At 73.6% G+C, this 17,938-nt stretch carries 23 protein-coding genes; 15 read left to right on the top strand and 8 right to left on the bottom strand.

All coding sequences use genetic code 11. The annotated features are described in order from the left end of the window. The first annotated feature begins 235 nt into the window (after positions 1-235). Positions 236-838 carry a PepSY domain-containing protein gene (locus tag KIK08_RS28840; RefSeq protein ID WP_214406431.1) on the top strand — a complete coding sequence of 201 codons (603 nt, stop codon included), beginning with the start codon at positions 236-238 and terminating at the stop codon, positions 836-838. A gap of 124 nt (positions 839-962) precedes the next feature. Continuing rightward, complete coding sequence (locus KIK08_RS28845; RefSeq protein ID WP_214406432.1) at positions 963-1,379, top strand: phosphoglycerate mutase family protein; 417 nt, start codon at positions 963-965, stop codon at positions 1,377-1,379. 213 nt (positions 1,380-1,592) lie between these two features. Here KIK08_RS28845 and KIK08_RS28850 read toward each other — a convergent pair whose 3' ends face one another. Together KIK08_RS28850 and KIK08_RS28855 are read right to left on the bottom strand one after the other, a co-directional pair. Next, positions 1,593-2,177 carry an LURP-one-related family protein gene (locus KIK08_RS28850; RefSeq protein WP_214406451.1) on the bottom strand — a complete coding sequence of 195 codons (585 nt, stop codon included), beginning with the start codon at positions 2,175-2,177 and terminating at the stop codon, positions 1,593-1,595. A 142-nt stretch (positions 2,178-2,319) separates the two neighbouring features. Further along, the gene (locus KIK08_RS28855) at positions 2,320-3,528 is read right to left on the bottom strand and encodes an RtcB family protein (protein ID WP_408004751.1); all 1,209 of its coding nucleotides are present in this window, start codon (positions 3,526-3,528) and stop codon (positions 2,320-2,322) included. Between the two features lie 181 nt (positions 3,529-3,709). On the opposite strand from KIK08_RS28855, the gene KIK08_RS28860 reads away from it, so the two are divergent. Together KIK08_RS28860 and KIK08_RS28865 are read left to right on the top strand one after the other, a co-directional pair. Continuing rightward, positions 3,710-3,991: an ArsR/SmtB family transcription factor gene (locus tag KIK08_RS28860; RefSeq protein ID WP_214406433.1), complete on the top strand. Its 282-nt coding sequence runs from the start codon at positions 3,710-3,712 to the stop codon at positions 3,989-3,991. An 8-nt stretch (positions 3,992-3,999) separates the two neighbouring features. Then, positions 4,000-4,389 carry a VOC family protein gene (locus KIK08_RS28865; protein ID WP_308257957.1) on the top strand — a complete coding sequence of 130 codons (390 nt, stop codon included), beginning with the start codon at positions 4,000-4,002 and terminating at the stop codon, positions 4,387-4,389. Positions 4,390-4,393: 4 nt separating this feature from the next. Here KIK08_RS28865 and KIK08_RS28870 read toward each other — a convergent pair whose 3' ends face one another. Next, complete coding sequence (locus KIK08_RS28870) at positions 4,394-5,275, bottom strand: LLM class flavin-dependent oxidoreductase (protein ID WP_214406434.1); 882 nt, start codon at positions 5,273-5,275, stop codon at positions 4,394-4,396. Positions 5,276-5,382: 107 nt separating this feature from the next. On the opposite strand from KIK08_RS28870, the gene KIK08_RS28875 reads away from it, so the two are divergent. The 3 genes from KIK08_RS28875 (at position 5,383) to KIK08_RS28885 (ending at position 6,505) form a co-directional block, all read left to right on the top strand. Beyond that, a complete protein-coding gene (locus KIK08_RS28875) occupies positions 5,383-5,811 on the top strand; it encodes a hypothetical protein (protein WP_214406435.1) in 429 nt (142 codons plus the stop codon). Then, a complete protein-coding gene (locus KIK08_RS28880; protein WP_214406436.1) occupies positions 5,805-6,038 on the top strand; it encodes a helix-turn-helix transcriptional regulator in 234 nt (77 codons plus the stop codon). Before KIK08_RS28875 ends, KIK08_RS28880 begins: the two co-directional genes overlap by 7 nt. Positions 6,039-6,160: 122 nt before the next feature. After that, entirely contained in the window at positions 6,161-6,505 is a 345-nt protein-coding gene (locus KIK08_RS28885) for a nitroreductase/quinone reductase family protein (protein ID WP_214406437.1), read from the top strand. On the opposite strand, the gene KIK08_RS28890 is transcribed toward KIK08_RS28885, so the two are convergent. Beyond that, positions 6,502-6,942 carry an SRPBCC family protein gene (locus KIK08_RS28890; RefSeq protein ID WP_214406438.1) on the bottom strand — a complete coding sequence of 147 codons (441 nt, stop codon included), beginning with the start codon at positions 6,940-6,942 and terminating at the stop codon, positions 6,502-6,504. The two genes, KIK08_RS28885 and KIK08_RS28890, sit on opposite strands and share 4 nt — an antisense overlap. A gap of 397 nt (positions 6,943-7,339) precedes the next feature. On the opposite strand from KIK08_RS28890, the gene KIK08_RS28895 reads away from it, so the two are divergent. Both KIK08_RS28895 and KIK08_RS41960 read left to right on the top strand, forming a co-directional pair. Continuing rightward, complete coding sequence (locus tag KIK08_RS28895) at positions 7,340-8,170, top strand: nitroreductase/quinone reductase family protein (protein ID WP_214406439.1); 831 nt, start codon at positions 7,340-7,342, stop codon at positions 8,168-8,170. Between the two features lie 169 nt (positions 8,171-8,339). Further along, positions 8,340-9,062 (top strand): SUKH-4 family immunity protein, encoded by a 723-nt coding sequence (locus tag KIK08_RS41960; protein ID WP_214406440.1) that lies wholly within the window; start codon positions 8,340-8,342, stop codon positions 9,060-9,062. Here KIK08_RS41960 and KIK08_RS28905 read toward each other — a convergent pair. Further along, the gene (locus tag KIK08_RS28905; protein WP_214406441.1) at positions 9,034-10,020 is read right to left on the bottom strand and encodes a helix-turn-helix transcriptional regulator; all 987 of its coding nucleotides are present in this window, start codon (positions 10,018-10,020) and stop codon (positions 9,034-9,036) included. The genes KIK08_RS41960 and KIK08_RS28905 overlap by 29 nt on opposite strands. Positions 10,021-10,082: 62 nt before the next feature. On the opposite strand from KIK08_RS28905, the gene KIK08_RS28910 reads away from it, so the two are divergent. Continuing rightward, entirely contained in the window at positions 10,083-10,658 is a 576-nt protein-coding gene (locus tag KIK08_RS28910; protein WP_214406442.1) for a DinB family protein, read from the top strand. Continuing rightward, positions 10,655-11,116: a VOC family protein gene (locus KIK08_RS28915; protein ID WP_214406443.1), complete on the top strand. Its 462-nt coding sequence runs from the start codon at positions 10,655-10,657 to the stop codon at positions 11,114-11,116. Before KIK08_RS28910 ends, KIK08_RS28915 begins: the two co-directional genes overlap by 4 nt. 48 nt (positions 11,117-11,164) lie before the next feature. Here KIK08_RS28915 and KIK08_RS28920 read toward each other — a convergent pair whose 3' ends face one another. Next, complete coding sequence (locus KIK08_RS28920; protein WP_214406444.1) at positions 11,165-12,148, bottom strand: asparaginase; 984 nt, start codon at positions 12,146-12,148, stop codon at positions 11,165-11,167. Between the two features lie 152 nt (positions 12,149-12,300). Between KIK08_RS28920 and KIK08_RS28925 the strand changes: the two genes are divergently transcribed. Beyond that, complete coding sequence (locus KIK08_RS28925; RefSeq protein ID WP_214406445.1) at positions 12,301-13,152, top strand: SGNH/GDSL hydrolase family protein; 852 nt, start codon at positions 12,301-12,303, stop codon at positions 13,150-13,152. Between the two features lie 14 nt (positions 13,153-13,166). Here KIK08_RS28925 and KIK08_RS28930 read toward each other — a convergent pair whose 3' ends face one another. Further along, the gene (locus KIK08_RS28930; protein WP_214406446.1) at positions 13,167-13,616 is read right to left on the bottom strand and encodes a nitroreductase family deazaflavin-dependent oxidoreductase; all 450 of its coding nucleotides are present in this window, start codon (positions 13,614-13,616) and stop codon (positions 13,167-13,169) included. Between the two features lie 158 nt (positions 13,617-13,774). Here KIK08_RS28930 and KIK08_RS28935 point away from each other — a divergent pair, with 158 nt between their 5' ends. Next, entirely contained in the window at positions 13,775-14,680 is a 906-nt protein-coding gene (locus KIK08_RS28935) for a cation diffusion facilitator family transporter (RefSeq protein ID WP_214406447.1), read from the top strand. Between the two features lie 6 nt (positions 14,681-14,686). On the opposite strand, the gene KIK08_RS28940 is transcribed toward KIK08_RS28935, so the two are convergent. Next, the gene (locus KIK08_RS28940; protein ID WP_214406448.1) at positions 14,687-15,487 is read right to left on the bottom strand and encodes a PaaX domain-containing protein, C- domain protein; all 801 of its coding nucleotides are present in this window, start codon (positions 15,485-15,487) and stop codon (positions 14,687-14,689) included. A gap of 92 nt (positions 15,488-15,579) precedes the next feature. Between KIK08_RS28940 and KIK08_RS28945 the strand changes: the two genes are divergently transcribed. Further along, a complete protein-coding gene (locus tag KIK08_RS28945) occupies positions 15,580-16,716 on the top strand; it encodes an aromatic ring-hydroxylating oxygenase subunit alpha (RefSeq protein ID WP_214406449.1) in 1,137 nt (378 codons plus the stop codon). A gap of 694 nt (positions 16,717-17,410) precedes the next feature. After that, the gene (locus tag KIK08_RS28950; RefSeq protein WP_214406450.1) at positions 17,411-17,821 is read left to right on the top strand and encodes a tetraspanin family protein; all 411 of its coding nucleotides are present in this window, start codon (positions 17,411-17,413) and stop codon (positions 17,819-17,821) included. The last annotated feature ends 117 nt before the right edge of the window (positions 17,822-17,938 follow it).

Here is a 17,938-nt window from a genome sequence, read left to right on the forward strand (position 1 = left end):
GGGGCCAGCGGGGCGGGTTCGTCCGGGCTGGGCATGGACATCGCGCGGCGGGCCGCCGAGCAGGCCGGCGGGCGCCTGGAGCTGGGGCGGTCGCGGCTGGGCGGGCTGCTGGTGGTGCTGCACCTCGGCCCGCCCGACCGGTCATAGCCGGGCCTTAGGGGTCGTGCAGCGCGCGCATAGCCGCCCCGCGACGACCGTGGGTCCCGTCCGAACCGCACCGGAAGGGACGACCACCATGGGTATCCGCAGCTTCGCCACCACCGCCGGGATCGCCGCCGCCACGCTCGTCGCCGCGGGCGGCGTCGCGTTCGCCCTCGGCGCCGTCGACGCGCCGACCGTGATCACCCAGCCGGCCTCGGTCACCACCGACGCCGCCGCCCCGACCACCACGGGCTCGCCGCCCACCACCTCCGCCCCCTCCCGGACCGCGGTCCCGGTGGAGGAGGCCAGGGTGATCGCCGTCGCCGCGGTCGGCGGCGGCGAGGTCACGAAGATCGAGAACGAGGTCGAGCACGGCCGGCTGGAGTGGAAGATCGAGGTCGTGCGCGACGGCGTCCGGCACGACGTGCGCGTGGACGCCGAGTCGGGCGCCGTCACCCGCCACGACGTCGACGGCTCGGCGAGCGCGCCGCCGGTCACCGTGCTGCCGGCCCCGGCGAGCAGCACCCCCGCCCCGCCGACCGTCGAGGACCGCCGCGACCGCGGCTACGACGACCACCCGCACGCCGACGACCACGGTGGCCGCCACGGCGGCGACGACAGCGACGACGACGGCGACGACCGCCGGGGCCGGGGCCGCGGCGGGGACGACGACCACGGTGGCCGCGGCCGCGGCTGACCCGCGACGGCCCAGGGGCCGTCGGTCCGGACGAGGGGTCCGGACCGGCGACCCCTCGCCGCGTCCCGTTCCACGTGGAACGCGCCCCGCCGGTCGGTCCGGTCGGCGTGCCACGCTCTGCGCCGTGCCGATCACCGAGCTGCACCTCGTCCGCCACGGGCACAACGCCGACGGCGCCGACCTGCCCGACGGCAACCACGACGGCGAGCTGACCGAGCGGGGCCGCACCCAGTCCGAGTCGCTGGGCGAGCGACTGGCCGCCCTCGGCGCCCGCTACGACGAGATCCGGCACAGCACCCTCCCGCGGGCCGCGCAGACCGCGCGGGTGCTGGCCCGCCACCTGCCCGGCGTGCCGCTCGTGCCCGACGACCTGCTGCGCGAATGCATCCCGTCGCGGCCCGACCCGGCGGTGCTCGGGCCGGCGCACCGGGAGTGGTTCGAGGCCTGGGAGCGCGACCTGCTGGCCGCGCGCGCCGTCGCGACGCTCTCGGCCGTCGGCGACGCCGACCGGTCCGTGCTGCTGGTGACCACGGCAACCTGATCCGCTGGTTCGCCGCGGCCGTGGTCGGCGCGCCGGCGCACGCGTGGCTGTCCATGCAGGACGACCACGCGGCGCTGACCGTGCTGCGCTACCGCGCCGGGCGCGGGCCCGTGCTGGTCCGCTACAACGACGCCGGCCACCTCCCCGTGTGACCGGCGGGCGTCGTCAGCGGCGCTCGTTCACCGGCTCTTCAGCGTCACCGGCACCGCAGCGTCACCGGCTCTGCAGCGCGTCCAGGGCGACGGCCATCGACGCCGCGACCCGGAAGTCCAGCCGGGGGTCGGACACCGTGACCATGTAGCGGTCGCGGATGGACTTGATCCGCTCGCTGGTCATGACGTGGTTGCCCTGCTGGTCGTAGAAGTCGAAGTGGAAGACGAACGGGACCCAGACGTTGCCCAGGTAGGGGATGAAGTCCCAGATGCGGCGCAGCACGGCGATCACCGGGCGCCGCTCCTGCCCCACCGCGTGCAGGCCCCCCGGCCCCTGCAGCTCCCACGTCGACCGGAACAGGCTCTTGCCGAACTGCTTCTTGAAGTAGCCGAGCGGGCGGCCGTGCTCGTCGAACACGTCGTGCTCGGCGTGCACGTCCAGGCGCTGGCGCGCCCGGAACGAGAACACCGGGCGGGTCATCGACTCGTCGCTGAAGAAGTTGACTTCTTCCTTGATCTTCATCCGCTTCTGCTGGGCGAACGCGAGCAGCGGACCTTCGCTCCCGTCCGGATTCGCCCCGAGGACCTGGTACCGGTTGACCATCAGGGTGATCTTCTGGCTGACGTAGAAGCGGTTGGCGGGCATCGTCACAGGCGCTGACTCTGGCACGGCCCCCGCCCGGGTGGCAGACCGGTTCCCGCCACCGCACTCCCGTCGAGAACGAAGTTGTCGTCCATTGGACCGGTCCAAAACGACAACAACTTCGTTCTCGACGGAAATCGGGCGGTCAGCCCTTCACGCAGAGGACCGTGCGCAGCCGGGCCACCACCTCGACGAGATCCTCCTGCCGGGCCATCACGGTCTCCAGGTCCTTGTAGGCGCCGGGGATCTCATCGACGACGCCGCTGTCCTTGCGGCATTCCACGCCCTCGGTCTGGGCCTGCAGGTCCTTCACCGAGAACAGCTTGCGCGCCGCGCTGCGCGACATCTTCCGCCCGGCCCCGTGACTCGCCGACCGGTACGCGGCGTCGTTCTCCCGGCCGCGCACGATGTAGGAGCCGGTGCCCATGGAGCCCGGGATGATCCCCATCCGGCCGCCGGCCGTGGAGATCGCGCCCTTGCGGGTGACGATCAGGTCGAGGCCGTCGTAGGTCTCCTCCGAGACGTAGTTGTGGTGGCAGCTGATCTCGTCGTCGTAGGCCACGCCACGGCCGAGCGCCTTCGCCAGCGCCGCCTTGGCCAGCTCCATCATCACCCGGCGGTTGAGCCGCGCGTACTCCTGCGCCCAGTAGAGGTCGTTGCGGTAGGCCGCCATCTCCGGGGTGCCGTTGAGGAACACGGCGAGGTCGCGGTCGGGCAGGTCGGCGTTGTGCGGGAGCCCCTTGGCCGCCTCGATGTGCAGGTCGGCCAGGACCTTGCCGATGTTGCGCGACCCCGAGTGCAGCATCAGCCAGACCCGGTCGTCGGCGTCCAGGCAGACCTCGACGAAGTGGTTGCCGCCGCCGAGGGTGCCCAGCTGCTGGTGGGACCGGGTGCGCAGCTTGCTCGCCGTGGTCCAGGACGCGCGGTCGACGGCGTCGAGCTCGTCGAACCGGCGCCAGAACGCCGTCCAGTCGACCTCCGCCCGCATGCCGAGCCGGTCGAGGTCGGCGCCGTGGCGGTGCAGGCCCCGGCCGACCGGCAGGTCGCGCTCGATCTGCGCCCGCACCGCCGCCAGCGAGTCCGGCAGGTCGGACGCGGTGAGCCCGGTGCGCACCGCGCTCATGCCGCAGCCGAGGTCGACGCCCACGGCGCCCGGCGACACCGCGTCGCGCATCGCGATCACCGAGCCGACGGTGGCGCCGTAGCCCTGGTGGCAGTCGGGCATGACGGCCACGCCGTGGGTCCACGGCAGGTCGGCGCAGTTGCGGAGCTGGCGCATCGCGCCGGCCTCGGTCTCGGCGGGGTCCAGCCACATGCGGATCGGCGCGGCGGAGTCGGTCAGGGTGGTGTGCACGGCGCCTCCTTCTGGCTGCCTCGCGGTGCGTGGCCACCGAGTGTGATCGACGAGGACCCGCCGGGCCCGTCGTTTTCGCCGATCTCAGGCCACCCGGATCGCGCGCAGGGTGGTTTCCCGATCGGGGCACGGTAGCCGCCGGACTTGACAGGCAAGTGGCGACTTGCCTATAAATCTCCCCGTGGACGCCGCGGATCTGTTCAAGGCACTCAGCGACCCCACCCGGCGCACCATCCTCGACGAGCTCCAGCAGTCCGACGGCCAGACGCTCTTCGAGATCTGCGGCCGGCTGATCATGAAGCACGGGCTGAGCTCGAGCCGGCAGGCGATCTCCCAGCACCTGGCGGTGCTGGAGGAGGCCGGGCTGGTCAGGACCCGGCGCGAGGGCCGGTACAAGTTCCACCACCTCGACACGAGCCCGCTGCGCTCGATCGTCGACCGGTGGCCCTTCGACAAGGAATGAGAACAACCGTGCTGCGGATCAACATCACCAGCGTGTGGGTGGACGACCAGGCCAAGGCCTTGGCCTTCTACACCGACAAGCTCGGCTTCGTGAAGAAGAACGACATCCCGACCGGAGACGCCCGCTGGCTCACGGTCGTCTCCCCGGCCGACCCGGACGGCGTCGAGCTGCTGCTGGAGCCCGACGGCCACCCCGCCGCGCCCCCGCTCAAGAAGGCCCTGGTCGCCGACGGCATCCCGTTCACCCAGTTCGCCGTCGAGGACGTGCACGCCGAGGCCGAGCGGCTCAAGGCGCTCGGCGTCGTGTTCACCCAGGAGCCGACCGACCTCGGCCCGGTGGTCACCGCCGTCTTCGACGACACCTGCGGCAACCTCATCCAGATCGCCGCGATGAAGTAGCGGCTCAGCCGAAGATCCGCTCGAACACGGCGGGGTCGGCCCGGTAGGGCTGCTCCGGCCGGGGCCAGTGCACCACCAGGTCCGTCACCCCCACCTCGGCGTAGCGACCGGCCGCGTCGATGAACTCCTCGACCGAGCCCAGCCCCGGGTCCAGGCGCGGGCCGGTCACCACGAGCCGGTCGAGCGAGCGCGGCTCGCGCCCGGCCTCGGCGCAGGCCCGGTCCACGCCCGCGATCTGGGCGGCGACGTCCGCCGCGCCCGCCTCGACCGGCACCGGTTCGGTCCGGCGCAGGTCGCCGGTCGTGACCCAGGCCCGCCCGTACCGCGCGGCGAGCGCCATCCCGCGCGGCCCGCCCGCGGCGACGGCGAACGGGATGCGCGGCCGCTGCACGCAGCCGGGGTGCGTGCGGGCCTCGTCGACGCAGTAGTAGCGGCCGGCGTGGCTGCAGGCCGGCTCGCGGAGCACGAGGTCGAGGACCGCGACGAACTCGGCGAACCGGGCGGTGCGCTCGGCGGCCGGCCGCACCGCCCCGCCGAGCATGGTCGCGTCCCACCCGGTGGTCCCGGCACCGAGGCCGAGCGTGAGCCGCCCGTCGGAGACGTCGTCGAGCGCGATGGCCTCCTTGGCCAGCGGCAGCGGGTGGCGGAAGGTCGGGTGCGCGACCATCGGCCCGATCCGGATGCGGTCGGTGACCGCGGCGGCCGCGGTCAGCGTGGGGACCGCGGCGAACCACGGCCGGTCGCGGTGGCCGCGCCAGGTGAGGTGGTCGTAGGTCCAGGCGTGCGCGAACCCCATGTCGTCGGCGGCCCGCCACAGCGCCCGGGCCTGCCGCCACGGCAGTTCCGGGAGGATCAGCACGCCCACCCGCAGCGGGAACGAACGCATCCGCCCAGCATCGCGCGAGCGGCCGCGATGTCACGAGAACTTGACTCGATGTCAAAGGTGCTTTACTTCCCCTCGTGTCAAACTTCTTTGACACGAGGGGCAGGACCGTGGCGTTCCAGGAGAAGCGGGCGTGGATCACCCTGGCCACAACCGTCGGCACGTACGTCGCCTACCTGGCGATCCTGCTCGTGGGAGCCGGCGGCGGCCCGCTGACCGCGGTGCCGTACATCGCCGCGCTGCTGTGGTGCGTCGGCATCTCGATCGGCGCGACGACCGTACTCATCGCGGTGGCCGCCTTCGCCGCCCCCGAGGACGCCGACGTCGTCGACGCGCGCGACCGCGAGATCGGCCGGTTCGGCAACCACCTCGACCGGTGGTCGGTCGTGCTCGGCGCGGCCGGTGCGCTCGTGCTGGCGATGGTCGAGGCCGACCACTTCTGGATCGCCAACGCGATCTACCTGGCGTTCACGCTCTCCTCCCTGCTCGACTCGGCCGCCCGGATCCTCGCCTACCGGCGGGGCGTGCCGGTGTGGTGAAGCCGACGCGGGTCACCAACTCGATCCGGGCGCTGCGGTTCGCGCACGACGAGATGACCCAGGCCGACCTGGCGAAGCGGCTCGGGGTCACCCGGCAGACCGTCATCGCCATCGAGCAGGGCCGCTACTCGCCGTCGCTGGAGATGGCGTTCCGGATCGCGCGGGTGTTCCGGGTCCCCCTCGACGACGTCTTCCAGTACCCGGAGGGCGAAGGGGAACCGACGTGAAGGCGATCGTGCGGTACCGGTACGGCCCGGCGGACGCGCTGCGCGTGGCGACGGGGCCGCGCCGACCGCGTGCTCGGCAAGGTCGTCATCACGGTGTGACCCGTCGGCGTAGGGTCGATCACATGCGATCAGGTCCCGCGGTCGAGCGGGTCGTCAACTGCGTCAACGCCGGGGTCACCGGCCTGGCCGGCTCCCGCCTCCTGGGGCCGGCGGTCCGGCGCACCATCACGACGGCCACCTACACCGGCCGCCGGTCGGGCCGCACGTTCAGCACCCCGGTCGGCTACCGGCGCTCCGGCGACGTCGTCACGATCATCGTGGAGATGCCCGACCGGAAGAACTGGTGGCGCAACTTCACCGGCGAGGGCGGCCCGCTGACGCTCGCCCTGGACGGCGGCGACCGCACCGGCCACGCCGTGGCCCGCCGCGACGGGCGGCGCGTCCGGATCACCGTCGAGCTGGCCTAACCCACCTCGGGACCCGCCTCGACCGCCGCCTTGATGCGGGCCAGGTTGCCCTTCGCGGTGCGCTGCATGATCGCCCGCAGCGGGGCGAACACCTTCGCCAGCAGGCCGCGGGGCATCAGCTCGATGCGCATCGTCAGCCGCGACGACCCGGCCGGGCCCTCGGCGACCGTGCCGACCAACCGGAACGGCAGCGGGGCCTCGACCGTTGCGGTCGTCCAGGTCGTCGGCGGGGCGAACTCGACCACCTCCATCGTCGCCCTCCCCAGCCCGGAGAACGCCCCGACGAACCGGCTGCCCCGCCCCACCGGCTCACCGGAGACCAGCTCGATGGTCTTGACCGCGGGGTTCCAGTCGGCCTCGGTGCGCATGTCGCTGGCGTAGTCGAAGACGGCCCGCGCCGGCCGCGCGATGTCGATCGAGCTCTCGACGACGTGCATCCCAACCCCCGGTGATCGAAGCGGCCCCTCGGGAGCCAGGTCGCGGCGGCGGCGCCCCCGTTACCGCCAGCATCCGGCCCGGCACCGCGCCCGACCCCGGCACAATGGCGTCCGGGAATCGGTCGTTTGCCACGGACACCGCCGGCGAAGTACGGTATCGCGCGTGACTGCCGGGTCGGCCTTGGGCCACGAGCGAGAGAGTCACCCGGCCGTCCGGTGACGGCCGGGCGGGCCCGCGGCCCGCCTTCCCCCGCTTTTCCGCGCGATAGCGCGATCCCGCCGTTCGACGGCGTCCCCACCTTCTCCACCTGCGGCTCTTCGTGCCGTCAGGTCCCCCGCCCTGCCCGAGAACCGCCGCACCCACGGCGGTGCCTCGCCATGCCCGAAAAGGAGAGAAATGGATTTCAACCGAACCGTCGTCGACGAGTTCCGGGCCAATGCCGGAGTCGTCGGCGGCATGTTCGAAGGCGCCCGGCTGCTGCTGCTCACCACCACCGGCGCGCGCACCGGAGCCGAACACACGGTCCCGCTCGGCTACCTGCCCGACCGCGACGGGCGCGTCCTGGTCATCGGCTCCGCCGGTGGGTCACCGCGCCACCCGGCCTGGTTCCACAACCTGGTCGCCAACCCGCGGGTGCGCGTCGAGGCCGGCGCGTTCCGCTACCCGGCCGACGCCGTGGTCCTGACCGGCGCCGAGCGCGACGAGGCGTTCGCCCGGGCCGTCGCCAACGACCCCGGCTGGGGCGAGTACGAGGAGTCCGGGCGCCGGCTGCCCGTGGTGGCGCTCCTCGACGCCTCCAGCGGCCCGCCCGACATCGCCGCCCCGTCGCCCGGCGCGGCGCTGCGGCTGGTGCACGACGGGTTCCGCCGCGAGCTGGCACTCATCCGCGCCGAGGTCGCCGCGTCCGGACCCGGTCTCGGCGCCCAGCTGCGCATCAACTGCCTGACCCTCTGCGACGGCCTGGGCAACCACCACCGCGGCGAGGACGCCGGGATCTTCCCCGCCGTGGCCTCCTACCGGCCCGACCTCGCCGACGCGATCGACCGGATGCGCGACGAGCACGAGCGCGTCGCCGTCCTGCTCGCCGAGCTGCGGGCCGTGCTCGACGCCGACCGGCCCGACCGGGAGGCGCTGCTGGTCGAGGTCGACCGGCTCACCGGTGAGCTGGAGGAGCACCTGCTGCGCGAGGAGGAGGTGCTGGTGCCGGTGCTCGACGGGACCGGCTGACCAGCCCGGATCAGCTGCGCCATCCCGGCCATGACCGGACCGGACCGCCAGTGGGGTGGCCAGGAAGGTCCGCCGGTGGCGGGCGGCTGGGCCGCCGAGGTGCCGGTGGTCCTTTCTGGCCGCCCCACTGGGTAGCGTTCGGCGTTCGGAGAACACAGCAGGAGCGGACGTGATCGACCGGGAGCAGGCGGCGAGCATCGCCACGAGCTGGGTGGCGCCGCGCGGCGGCGCCGAGGTGGAGATCGGGCTGCGCGAGTTCGACCAGGGCTGGGTGGCCTGGCCGAAGACCGCGCAGGCCGGCCCCGGCGCCGCCCGGATGGTGATCGACAAGGAGACCGGCGAGCTGTCCCAGTGGCCGTCGATCCCGGTCAGCACGATCATCGCCCAGTACCCCGACCGGCTGGCCGCCCAGCTGCGCTTCCCGCCGATGGCGCTGCGCTCGCTCAACCGGGCCGGCTGGAAGTCCGGGCGGCGCGTCCCCGTCGCCGTCGACGCCTGGCTGGCCGACCAGGGCGAGGCGCTGCGGCTCGTCCCGTTCTCGGCGGCGGCCCGCCAGGTGCTCGACGAGTTCGGCGGCCTGACCCTCGACCAGCTCGACGGGTCCGGCACGCCGCTGCCCGGGCACCGCAGCCTGCTGTTCCCGCACCCGGCCTGCGGCCCGCTCACCGGCGCGTACCTGGGCTTCACGGAGGAGACGGGCATCCCGCTGTTCCCCGTGGGCGTGCACGGGGAGGGGCCCTCGGAGCTGGCGATCGCCCCGGACGGGCGGACGTTCCTGTTCCACCCCACCGGCGAGTACCACCTCGGCGACAGCTTCGACGACGCGCTCGTCACGCTGACCACCGACCGCCCGGCGCTGCCGCTCAACCCCGACGGCTCGGTGGATCGCTGACCCCGCCGGCTGCGGCCAGCCGCCCGGCGAGCACGCGGCAGCGCCCGGCCAGCTCGGGGGGATCGAGCACCTCGAACTCGTGCCCCAGCAGCACCACGTGCAGGAGCACGGCGTCGAGGTTCGCGGCGCCGCTGAGCACCTCGCAGGTGCCGTCATCCCGCTCCCGCACGACCGCGGCCGACGCCGGGACCTGCGCCCGCACCACGTCGACCGGGGCGCGCACGAGGAAGCGGGCCCGCTGCGCGTAGACGCGGTTCGTCACCCCTTCCTGCACGTACGCGGCCGCATCGGGCGCCGGGCGCGGGCGGAAGCGCCAGGTCCGCGCGGACACGGCGGTCATCCGGTCGACGCGGAAGCTGCGCCAGCCGTCGCGGTCCAGGTCGTAGGCGAGCAGGTACCAGCGCCGGTCGGAGGCGACCAGGCGGTAGGGCTCGACCCGGCGCGTCCCGACCGCCCCGCCGGACGGGTAGTCGAAGCCGGCCTCGACCTGGTCGCGGCAGGCCCTGGCCAGCGCGACGAGCACGTCGGGGTCGACCGGTGTGCGGCCGCCGTCGAAGGACTCGACGGAGCCGGCGAGCGCGCGCACCTCCTCCCGCAGCCGGGTGGGCAGCACCCGGTCGAGCTTGGTCAGCGCCCGCAGCGCGGCGTCCCCCGCGCCCGCCACCGCACCGCCCGCGCCCACGAGCAGCGAGACCGCCGTGGCGATCGCCTCCTCGTCGTCGAGGAGCAGCGGCGGCAGGTCCTGGCCCGGCCCGAGCTGGTACCCGCCGCCGACGCCCTGGCTGGCGTGCACGGGGTAGCCGAGCGCGCGCAGCCGCTCGACGTCGCGGCGCACCGTGCGCGTCGTGACCCGCAGCCGTTCGGCGAGCTCGACCCCGGTCCAGACCTGGCGCTGCTGCAGCAGCCCGAGCAGGGCGAGCACCCGCTCCGTCGTCCCCAGCTCCTCCGCCGCGTCCACGTCACCCACTCTGTCAGCGACTGCGGACCGATCCTGTCCGCGGGTGCTGCCAGGGTGGACCCATGAACGCGGTAGAACCGAACTGGAACCGGTCGCTGCGCGAGCAGTGGGAGTTCCACTGGAACCACCAGGTCCGGGCCCGCCTCGACGGGCTCACCGACGACGAGTACCTGTGGTCGCCCGTGCCGGGCGCCTGGAGCGTGCGCCCGCGCGGCACCTCCGACGCACCGCTGCAGGTCGGCGCGGGCCCGTTCGCGATCGACTACGCCTTCCCCCAGCCCGACCCCCCGCCGTTCACCACGATCGCCTGGCGGCTGGGCCACGTCATCGTCGGGGTGCTCGCCATGCGCAACGCCGCGCACTTCGGCGCGCCCGCGGCCTCCTACGACACGTGGGAGTACGCCGGCACCGCCGACGAGGCCCTCGACCAGCTCCGGACCCAGCTCGACGGGTGGCTCGCCGGGGTGCGCGGCCTCGGCGAGGACGGGCTGCTGGTACCGGTCGGGGACGAAGAGCCCTACCCCGACCTCCCGATGGCCGACCTCGTCCTGCATATCCACCGGGAACTGATCCACCACCTGTCCGAGGTCTGCCTCCTGCGCGACCTGCACCTGCACACGAACGGAGCGCCCCGATGACCCGCCACGTCCAGGTCACGTTCGACGCCCACGACCCCAAGGCCCTGTCCACCTTCTGGCGCGACGTCCTCGGCTACGTCCACCCCGGCCCGCCCGGCGTCGACCTCCCGGCAGGCGCCGACCCCCTCGCCGCATGGGACGACTTCCTCGCCCGCATCGGCGTGCCGGAGGACCAGCGCAACACCAGGTCCGCCATCGAGGACCCCGACGGCCACGGCCCCCGGGTGTTCTTCCAGCAGGTCCCCGAGGACAAGGTGGCCAAGAACCGCGTCCACCTCGACGTCCGCGCCGCCCCCGGGCTCGCGGGGGACGAGCGGATGGCGGCGCTGGAGGCGGAGTGCGAGCGGCTCGTGGCGCTGGGCGCGAAGCGGCTGCAGCGGGAGGAGCCCGCACCACCGATGAGCTTCGGCCACATCGTCATGGCCGACCCGGAGGGCAACGAGTTCTGCCTGGACTGACCAGCCCCGACCGGCCCGTGCCTTCCGTCGAGAACGAAGTTGTCGTGATCATTCCGGCCTGTTGATCACGACAACTTCGTTCTCGACGGGGGTGAGCGGGGCCGCGGAGATCTCGCCGACCGGCCGCCCGTGCCCGAGCACCATCCCCCGCGCCAGCGCGTCGGGGATCCCCTCCACCCCCAGCCGCCGCAGCAGCGCCACCATCGCCGGCTGCCGGGCCCGCGTCGCGCCGTCGGCGACCTTCAGGGCCACCGCCCGACCGTCGGGCGTCGCGGCCGCGTACACGCCTTCGGCGCCGTCCTTCGCGATGAGGCCGGGGACGGCGCGGATGAGCTCGGTGACGTCGCGGCCGGTGCCGCCGAGGTGCTCGGGGTGGGCGCGGATCGCGTCGGCGACGCGGGCCTGCGGCGTTGCGGGCTCGGCGCGGGCGAGGGCGGCGAAGGCGCGGGCGAGCCCGGTGAGGGTGGTCCCGAAGGCCGGGGCGCCGCAGCCGTCGACGGCCACGACGTCGACGGCCTCGCCGGTCAGCTCGGCGATCGTGTCGCGCACCAGCCGCTGGAGGGGATGGTCCGGGGCGGTGTAGCCGACCAGCGGCCAGCCGTTGGCCACGCACGTCAGCAGCATGGCGGCGTGCTTGCCGGAGCAGTTCTGGGCGAGTCGGTCGGCCGGTCGGCCGGCGCACTGCCAGCGCAGCCGCTGACCGGCGTCGATCGGCAGGTCGGGGGTGTTGCGCAGGTCCCGCACGGTGAGCCCGCCGGCGCGCAGGATCTCATCGGCGCCGTCGAGGTGGAAGGGCTCGCCGGAGTGGCTGGCCGCGGCCAGCGCCAGCAGCGGTCCGGGGAGGTCCAGGCCGGCGCGCAGCATCGCCAGCAGCTGCACCGGCTTGAGGCACGAGCGCGGCAGCATCGTCGCCCCGGGGTCGCCCACCCGGGCCGCGGGCGTCCCGGTCGCGTCGAGGGCGACCGCGGCGCCGAAGTGGACGCCCTCCAGGAAGCCCGAGCGCGTCACGTGGACGAGCGGCGCGTAGGTCATGGTCCGGATGCTAGGCAGCCAGCCCTGCGCAGGCGGCCCCGGTGAGCGGCGTAACGACCCTCACACCTCGGCCGAGAGGTCCGGTGATTCCCCGGCGCGCCGGGAGACCACCCGCGGCGGTCCGACCGCCACCGACGCCGCTGGAGTGCCCGATGCCGCGACCCATCGCACGGCGCACCATGGCCGCCGCTCTCCTGCTCGTCGCCGCCGGCTGCTCCGGGGCACCCGTCACCGGCACCCCCTACGCCGTCGGCGGCACCCCGTCCACCGACGCCGTCGCCGAGGCGCCCACGACGCTCGCCGACGGCCCGGTCACCGTCGTCGCCCTCGGCGACAGCCTCACCGCGGGCGACGGCGACGACGCCGGTCTGGGCTTCGTCGGCCGCCTCGCCACGGACATCGCCTCCCGCCCCGACCGGGAGGGCTCCACGCTGGTCAACCTCGGCCAGTCGGGCTGGGACAGCACCGCGATGGTCGAGGGCCAGGGCGGCACCCCGGCCCCGCTCGCGCAGGGCGTCGAGGCCACCCGGGCGGCGGCTCCCGGTGCGGTGCTGGCCACGGTGCTGATCGGCTCGAACGACCTCTGGTACACCTACAGCGGCAGCGAGAACCCGACCCCGAGCGCCGACGAGGCCGCCGCCGCGGACACGTACCGCGCCAACGTCGAGCGCACCGTCCGGGAGATGCAGGCCGCCGGGGCCGTCGTCGTCCTCGGGCTGCCCGACGACCAGTCCGTGCGGCCCATCTCGGTCGACATCGCCCGCCTCCAGGAGCAGCTGCCCGACGTCACCGAGGAGGAGGTCGGGAAGATGTCGGCGCAGTCGAAGGTGCTCGGTCAGGTGGTGGAGGACGTCGCCGACACCTACGGCGTGCGGACGGTCGACACCAACGACCCCCTCTGGTCCGACCCGGCGACGATGGCCGACGACGGCATCCACCCCAACGGCGCCGGCTACACGCAGATGGCGACGGCCTGGATCGAGGCCGTCGAGCCGCTGCTGTAGCCCTCCTGGTGCGGCTACTCGGAGTCGAGCCGGAACACCGGGCAGATGCCGGCCACGGCCTCCAGCGCGTCCGGCGTCGTGTCGGTGACGACGCCGGCGTCGAGCATCATCTGAACGCCGTCCGGAGTGGTGGCCGGCCACTCCCGCAGCACGGGCTTCGCCTCGGCGGCGTCCAGCTCGACCAGCCGGACCTGCTCCACCGAGTCCCCGACGGTCAGCGTGCCCCGGCCGGCCGCGCGGACGTTGCGGATCCAGTCGGCGGCGGGGAAGCCGCCCAGCACGAACCGCTGCCCGTCGCGTTCCAGCACGGTCAGGGGTGTGTGCCGGGGCGTGCCGCTGCGCCGGCCGGGGACGGTGAGCACGGGCAGGTCGAACCCGAGCGTGCCCTGGCGCTGCTGCGCCATCAGGTCCTCGTTCATCTCCTTGAGCCCGGCGGGGGCCTTGATGCGGGCGGGGTCGGTCATCGGCTCATCTCCTCGGATGGCTGACGGCTATACAAACTTGAGTACCGACCCAGCTTGCCCGAGGGGTTGGCGCGCGCGCAAATCGGCACCGGTCGACGTGGACGCCAACCCATGCAAGAATGCGCATGTATTGATACCGGCTGACGGGAGATCGGCGGATGGGACACGGGCACGGCCACGGCCACGCCGGCGACGACCGCAGGCGGCTCGGCCTCGCGCTGGGCATCACGCTGCTGGCCGTCGTGCTCGGCGCCGCCGGGGCCGCGCTGACCGGCTCACTCGCGCTGCTGGCCGACCTCGGCCACCTGCTGACCGACGCCGGGGCGCTGGCCGCGGCGTTCGCCGCCTCGGCGCTGGCCGCGCGGCCGCGGACCGAGCGGCGCACGTTCGGGTTGGGCCGGGTCGAGGTGCTGGTCGCCGGTCTGAACGCCCTCGCGCTGGTCGCGGTCGTCGCCTGGGTCGCCGTCGAGGGCGTCGCCCGGCTGTCGCAGCCCACCGAGGTGCCGGGGCTGCCGCTGCTGCTGATCGGCCTACTCGGGCTGGCCGGCAACATCGCGGCCCTGCTGGTTCTCGCCGGGGGCGACCGCCGCAACATGAACCTGCGCGGCGCCGCCCTGCACGTCGCCGGCGACGCCCTCGGCTCCGTCGGCGTCCTCGCCGCCGCGGTGGTCCTGCTGACCACGGGCTGGCCCTACGCCGACACCGTCGCCTCGCTGCTGATCGTCGCGCTGATCCTGCCCCGCGCCGTCGGCCTGCTGCGCGAGGTCGCCCACGTGCTGCTCGAAGGCGCCCCGCGGGACGTCGACGTCGCCGGCGTGCGGCGGGCCCTGCTGGCGGTACCCGGCGTCGTCGACGTGCACGACCTGCACGTCTGGACGATCAACGACCGCAACCCGGCCGCCTCGGCGCACCTCGTCGCCGAGCACCCGGTGCCCGGCTGCGGGGACGGGTCGGTCCTGGACCGGGCGGCGACGGTCCTGCGCGAACGCTTCGGCCTCGCCCACAGCACGCTGCAGGTCGAGCACCGCGAGCACGCGGTCCACGAGAGCGGGCGCTGCGGGTAGGGCGCGTCACCCGCGGGCGACGATCCGGCGGTTGAACACCTCGTCGAAGCGGCGGTAGGTGCGCCGCAGGTCGTCGGCGGGCCGGTCGTCGTCGAGCAGCGCGGGCGGCAGCACGGGGTCGAGCTGCAGGTGCCGCATCACGGCGATGGACAGCAGGAACAGGTAGTCGGGGGACTCGTCGGCGGCGTCGAGCTCGCCGTCCATGGCGGCGGTGAGCCGGCGGGCGTCGTCGGCCCAGCCGTCGAGCCCGAACAGCGTCCGCACGGCGGGCGCGGGCAGGTCGCAGGTGGCGCCGTCGAAGCGGACGCACTGGCGGTCGAGCACGGCCCGGGAACCCGGCAGCCGGTCCGGGTCGAGGTTGTCCGGGCGGGTCCAGACGCCTTCGCGCAGCTCGGCGAGGTGCAGGGCGGTCGCGGCCCGGCGCAGGGCGAGGCGGTCGGCGGCGGCGCGGCGGGCCGGTGAGACGACCGCGAGCTCCCACGTCCCGTCCCACCGGCGGGGCCCGGGTCGGACGGCCTCGTCGACGCGGCGGCGGCGTTCGAGGAGGTGGCCGGCGAGGGCGTAGGTGGAGTCGTCGGTGGTGAGCTCGCCGTCGGACACCATCCGCCACAGGCAGGTGCGCACCGCGCCGGCGCTGATCCCGAACAGCGAGGCCACGGCGATCAGCCCGGCCGCCGGCAGCCGCGCGTCGCGGGCGCCGAGCAGCGCGGAGGCGAGCACGGACCGGGCGGTGAGCGGGCGGGTGCCGGCGACCAGGTCGGCGACCAGCGCCCGCCGGCCGTCGGGGTCCTCGGTCGCGGCGGTCATGCCCGCATCCTCGCCGATCACCCGGTGCGCCCGCACGCCCACGGCATCACGGATTCGTTGACACGTGACAGCCAGAGCGTGATGCTCGACGCATGACGACATCAACGACGATGCTCGCCGGCGACGTCGAGATCGTCCGCCGGGTCCTGGCCCACATCGACGCCGGGACGACCGACGAGGGCGAGTCCTGGCGCGAGCCGGTGGCCAACTACCTCGACCCCGACCGGTTCGCCGCCGAGATGCGGCTGCTGCGCTCGCTGCCCAGCGTGTTCGTGCCGTCGGCGGCGATCCCGGGCTCCGGCGACCACGTGGAGCGGACCGCGTTCGGCGTGCCGTTGTTCGCCGTCCGGGGCCGTGACGGTCGGGCCCGGGTGTTCCGCAACTCCTGCCGCCACCGCGGGGTGGCACTGGTCGAGAGCGCGGGCTGCTCGCACGCGCTGGTCTGCCGCTACCACGGCTGGACCTACCGCCTCGACGGCTCGCTGTCGCACGTCCCGCACCAGGACGGCTTCCCCGACCTCGACACGTCCGGGCGCGGACTGGTCGAAGTGGCCAGCGCCGAGGTCGACGGGCTGATCGTCATCGGCGGGGTGGAGCCCGGCGCGAACGCCGACCTCGCGGCCCTCGCCGACGGCACGCCGTGGCGCGCGAAGCTGGCTCCCGCGAGCCGGATGTTCAACGCGAGCACGACCGTGCGCCCGATGAACTGGAAGGTGCTCGTCGAGCAGTTCCTGGAGGGCTACCACATCCGCAGCACCCACCGGGAGACCTTCTACCCGGTGCAGTACGACAACCTCAACGTGATCGAGACGTTCGGCCCGAACAGCCGGATCACCTACCCGTACCGCTCCGTCGAGCGGCTGCGCGGGCGCCCCGAGTCGAGCTGGACGGTCGAGCGCCGGGTCACCTTCCTCTACCAGCTCTTCCCCAACGCCATGATCGCCACGTTCCCGGACAGGGTTGTGCTGGTCGTCGTGGACCCGGTCGATATCGACCACTGCGCGGTCACCACGTACTCGATGGCCGAGCCGGCCGTCGTCGACGGCCGGGGCGGCGAGCCGAGCAAGGCCGGCAAGCTCATCGCGGACGGGCTGCTGGAGGACAACGAGATGTCCGCCGGGGTGCAGCGCGGGCTGCACGCCGGGGCGAACCGGTTCGTCGAGTTCGGCCGGCACGAGAGCGCGATCGGGCACTTCCACCGGGCGCTGACCGAGCGGCTCGCACAGTGACCGGAGGAGGTCGAGTCGCGGTGCGCGCGACCCCAGCAACGAGTGCGTCGAGAAGCGCCGCGCCGGAGTGATCGAGGTCCGCGATACACCGAGGACTCGAAGCCCCGGTCCTCACGTCCGCCCCGCCGGGCCACCGCTCGGCCCGACGGCACCGGCAAGGGTGAGTTCGGCCACCCGATCCGCGTCCCGACCGACCCGTGCCACCTGATCTGTGAGTCAGTCCCGTGAGGTGTCGCTGTAGGACACCTCGCTGTTGCCCGGCTGCCGGTGGGCACGGCGCCGGCACAGCCGACGGCCGTGTACAACCCCTTGCCGCGAACAGCGCAGACAGCCGTCGGAATCCGATCTCGCAGCCGTGACCGCGCTTCGAGACCGCAGGTGCGTCGGCAGCGGGCACCCATGCGCTCCGACCCGTGGTGACGTTCCTCGAAGAGGTCGAGTTCGACAGTACGAGCGGCGCCTGCGCTCACCGAGAGTCGCTGCGGATTCAACCAGCCGCTCGAATGGACGCTTTCGGGCGAGGCCTCCAGCTGGCGATCCTTGCTGTGCAGTGCGACGCGCACCGACACGTCCCACCGGCCACAAGGCCACCGGGGGACACGTCCCGTCCCGACGACCCGGGGGTCGACACAGCAGCTCATGCGCCCCCGCCCAACGGATCACGACGGCCAGCCGCCTCGCATCGAGGAGAGCGATGTCAGCACGCATCGACCTCAGCGCACTGATCCAGAAGCGGCTCGTCCCCCTCATCGCTGATCTTGAGGAGGTCGTGCACCGCAACGGCTACCTCCGCGTCCTCGCGGTGACGATCCTGAGCCTCGGTTTCGTCGGCGTACTCGGCCAGGTACTGGGCGTCACTTGGCTGCGCACGACGTACGCGACCATGGCCGGGGGCCTCTTCGTGCTGGCCAGTGCGGTCGCCTTCGCCTCGACGAAGAGATTGCGCGAGCGGATCATCCGTTCGGAGAGCATCCTCCACGACTACGCCGACGCGATGCGCTCCAACACCGCTCTCGTCATCGACGAGTGGCACGAGGAGATCGATGTCGAGGAGAACGGGGACGTCTTCGTGCGGCGACGATACGTGCTCGAAGCACTGAGGTGATCTCAGCGAGTAGGTAAACGTCCGGGCGGGCGACACGGACATTCGGGATGATCTACGTGGTGCTGGTCAGGACGCGGGGTCCTCGATAGGCAGGTTCTCTCTCACAAGATCCACCAC

Source organism: Pseudonocardia lacus (assembly GCF_018531445.1).
GTDB classification, from domain to species: domain Bacteria; phylum Actinomycetota; class Actinomycetes; order Mycobacteriales; family Pseudonocardiaceae; genus Pseudonocardia; species Pseudonocardia lacus.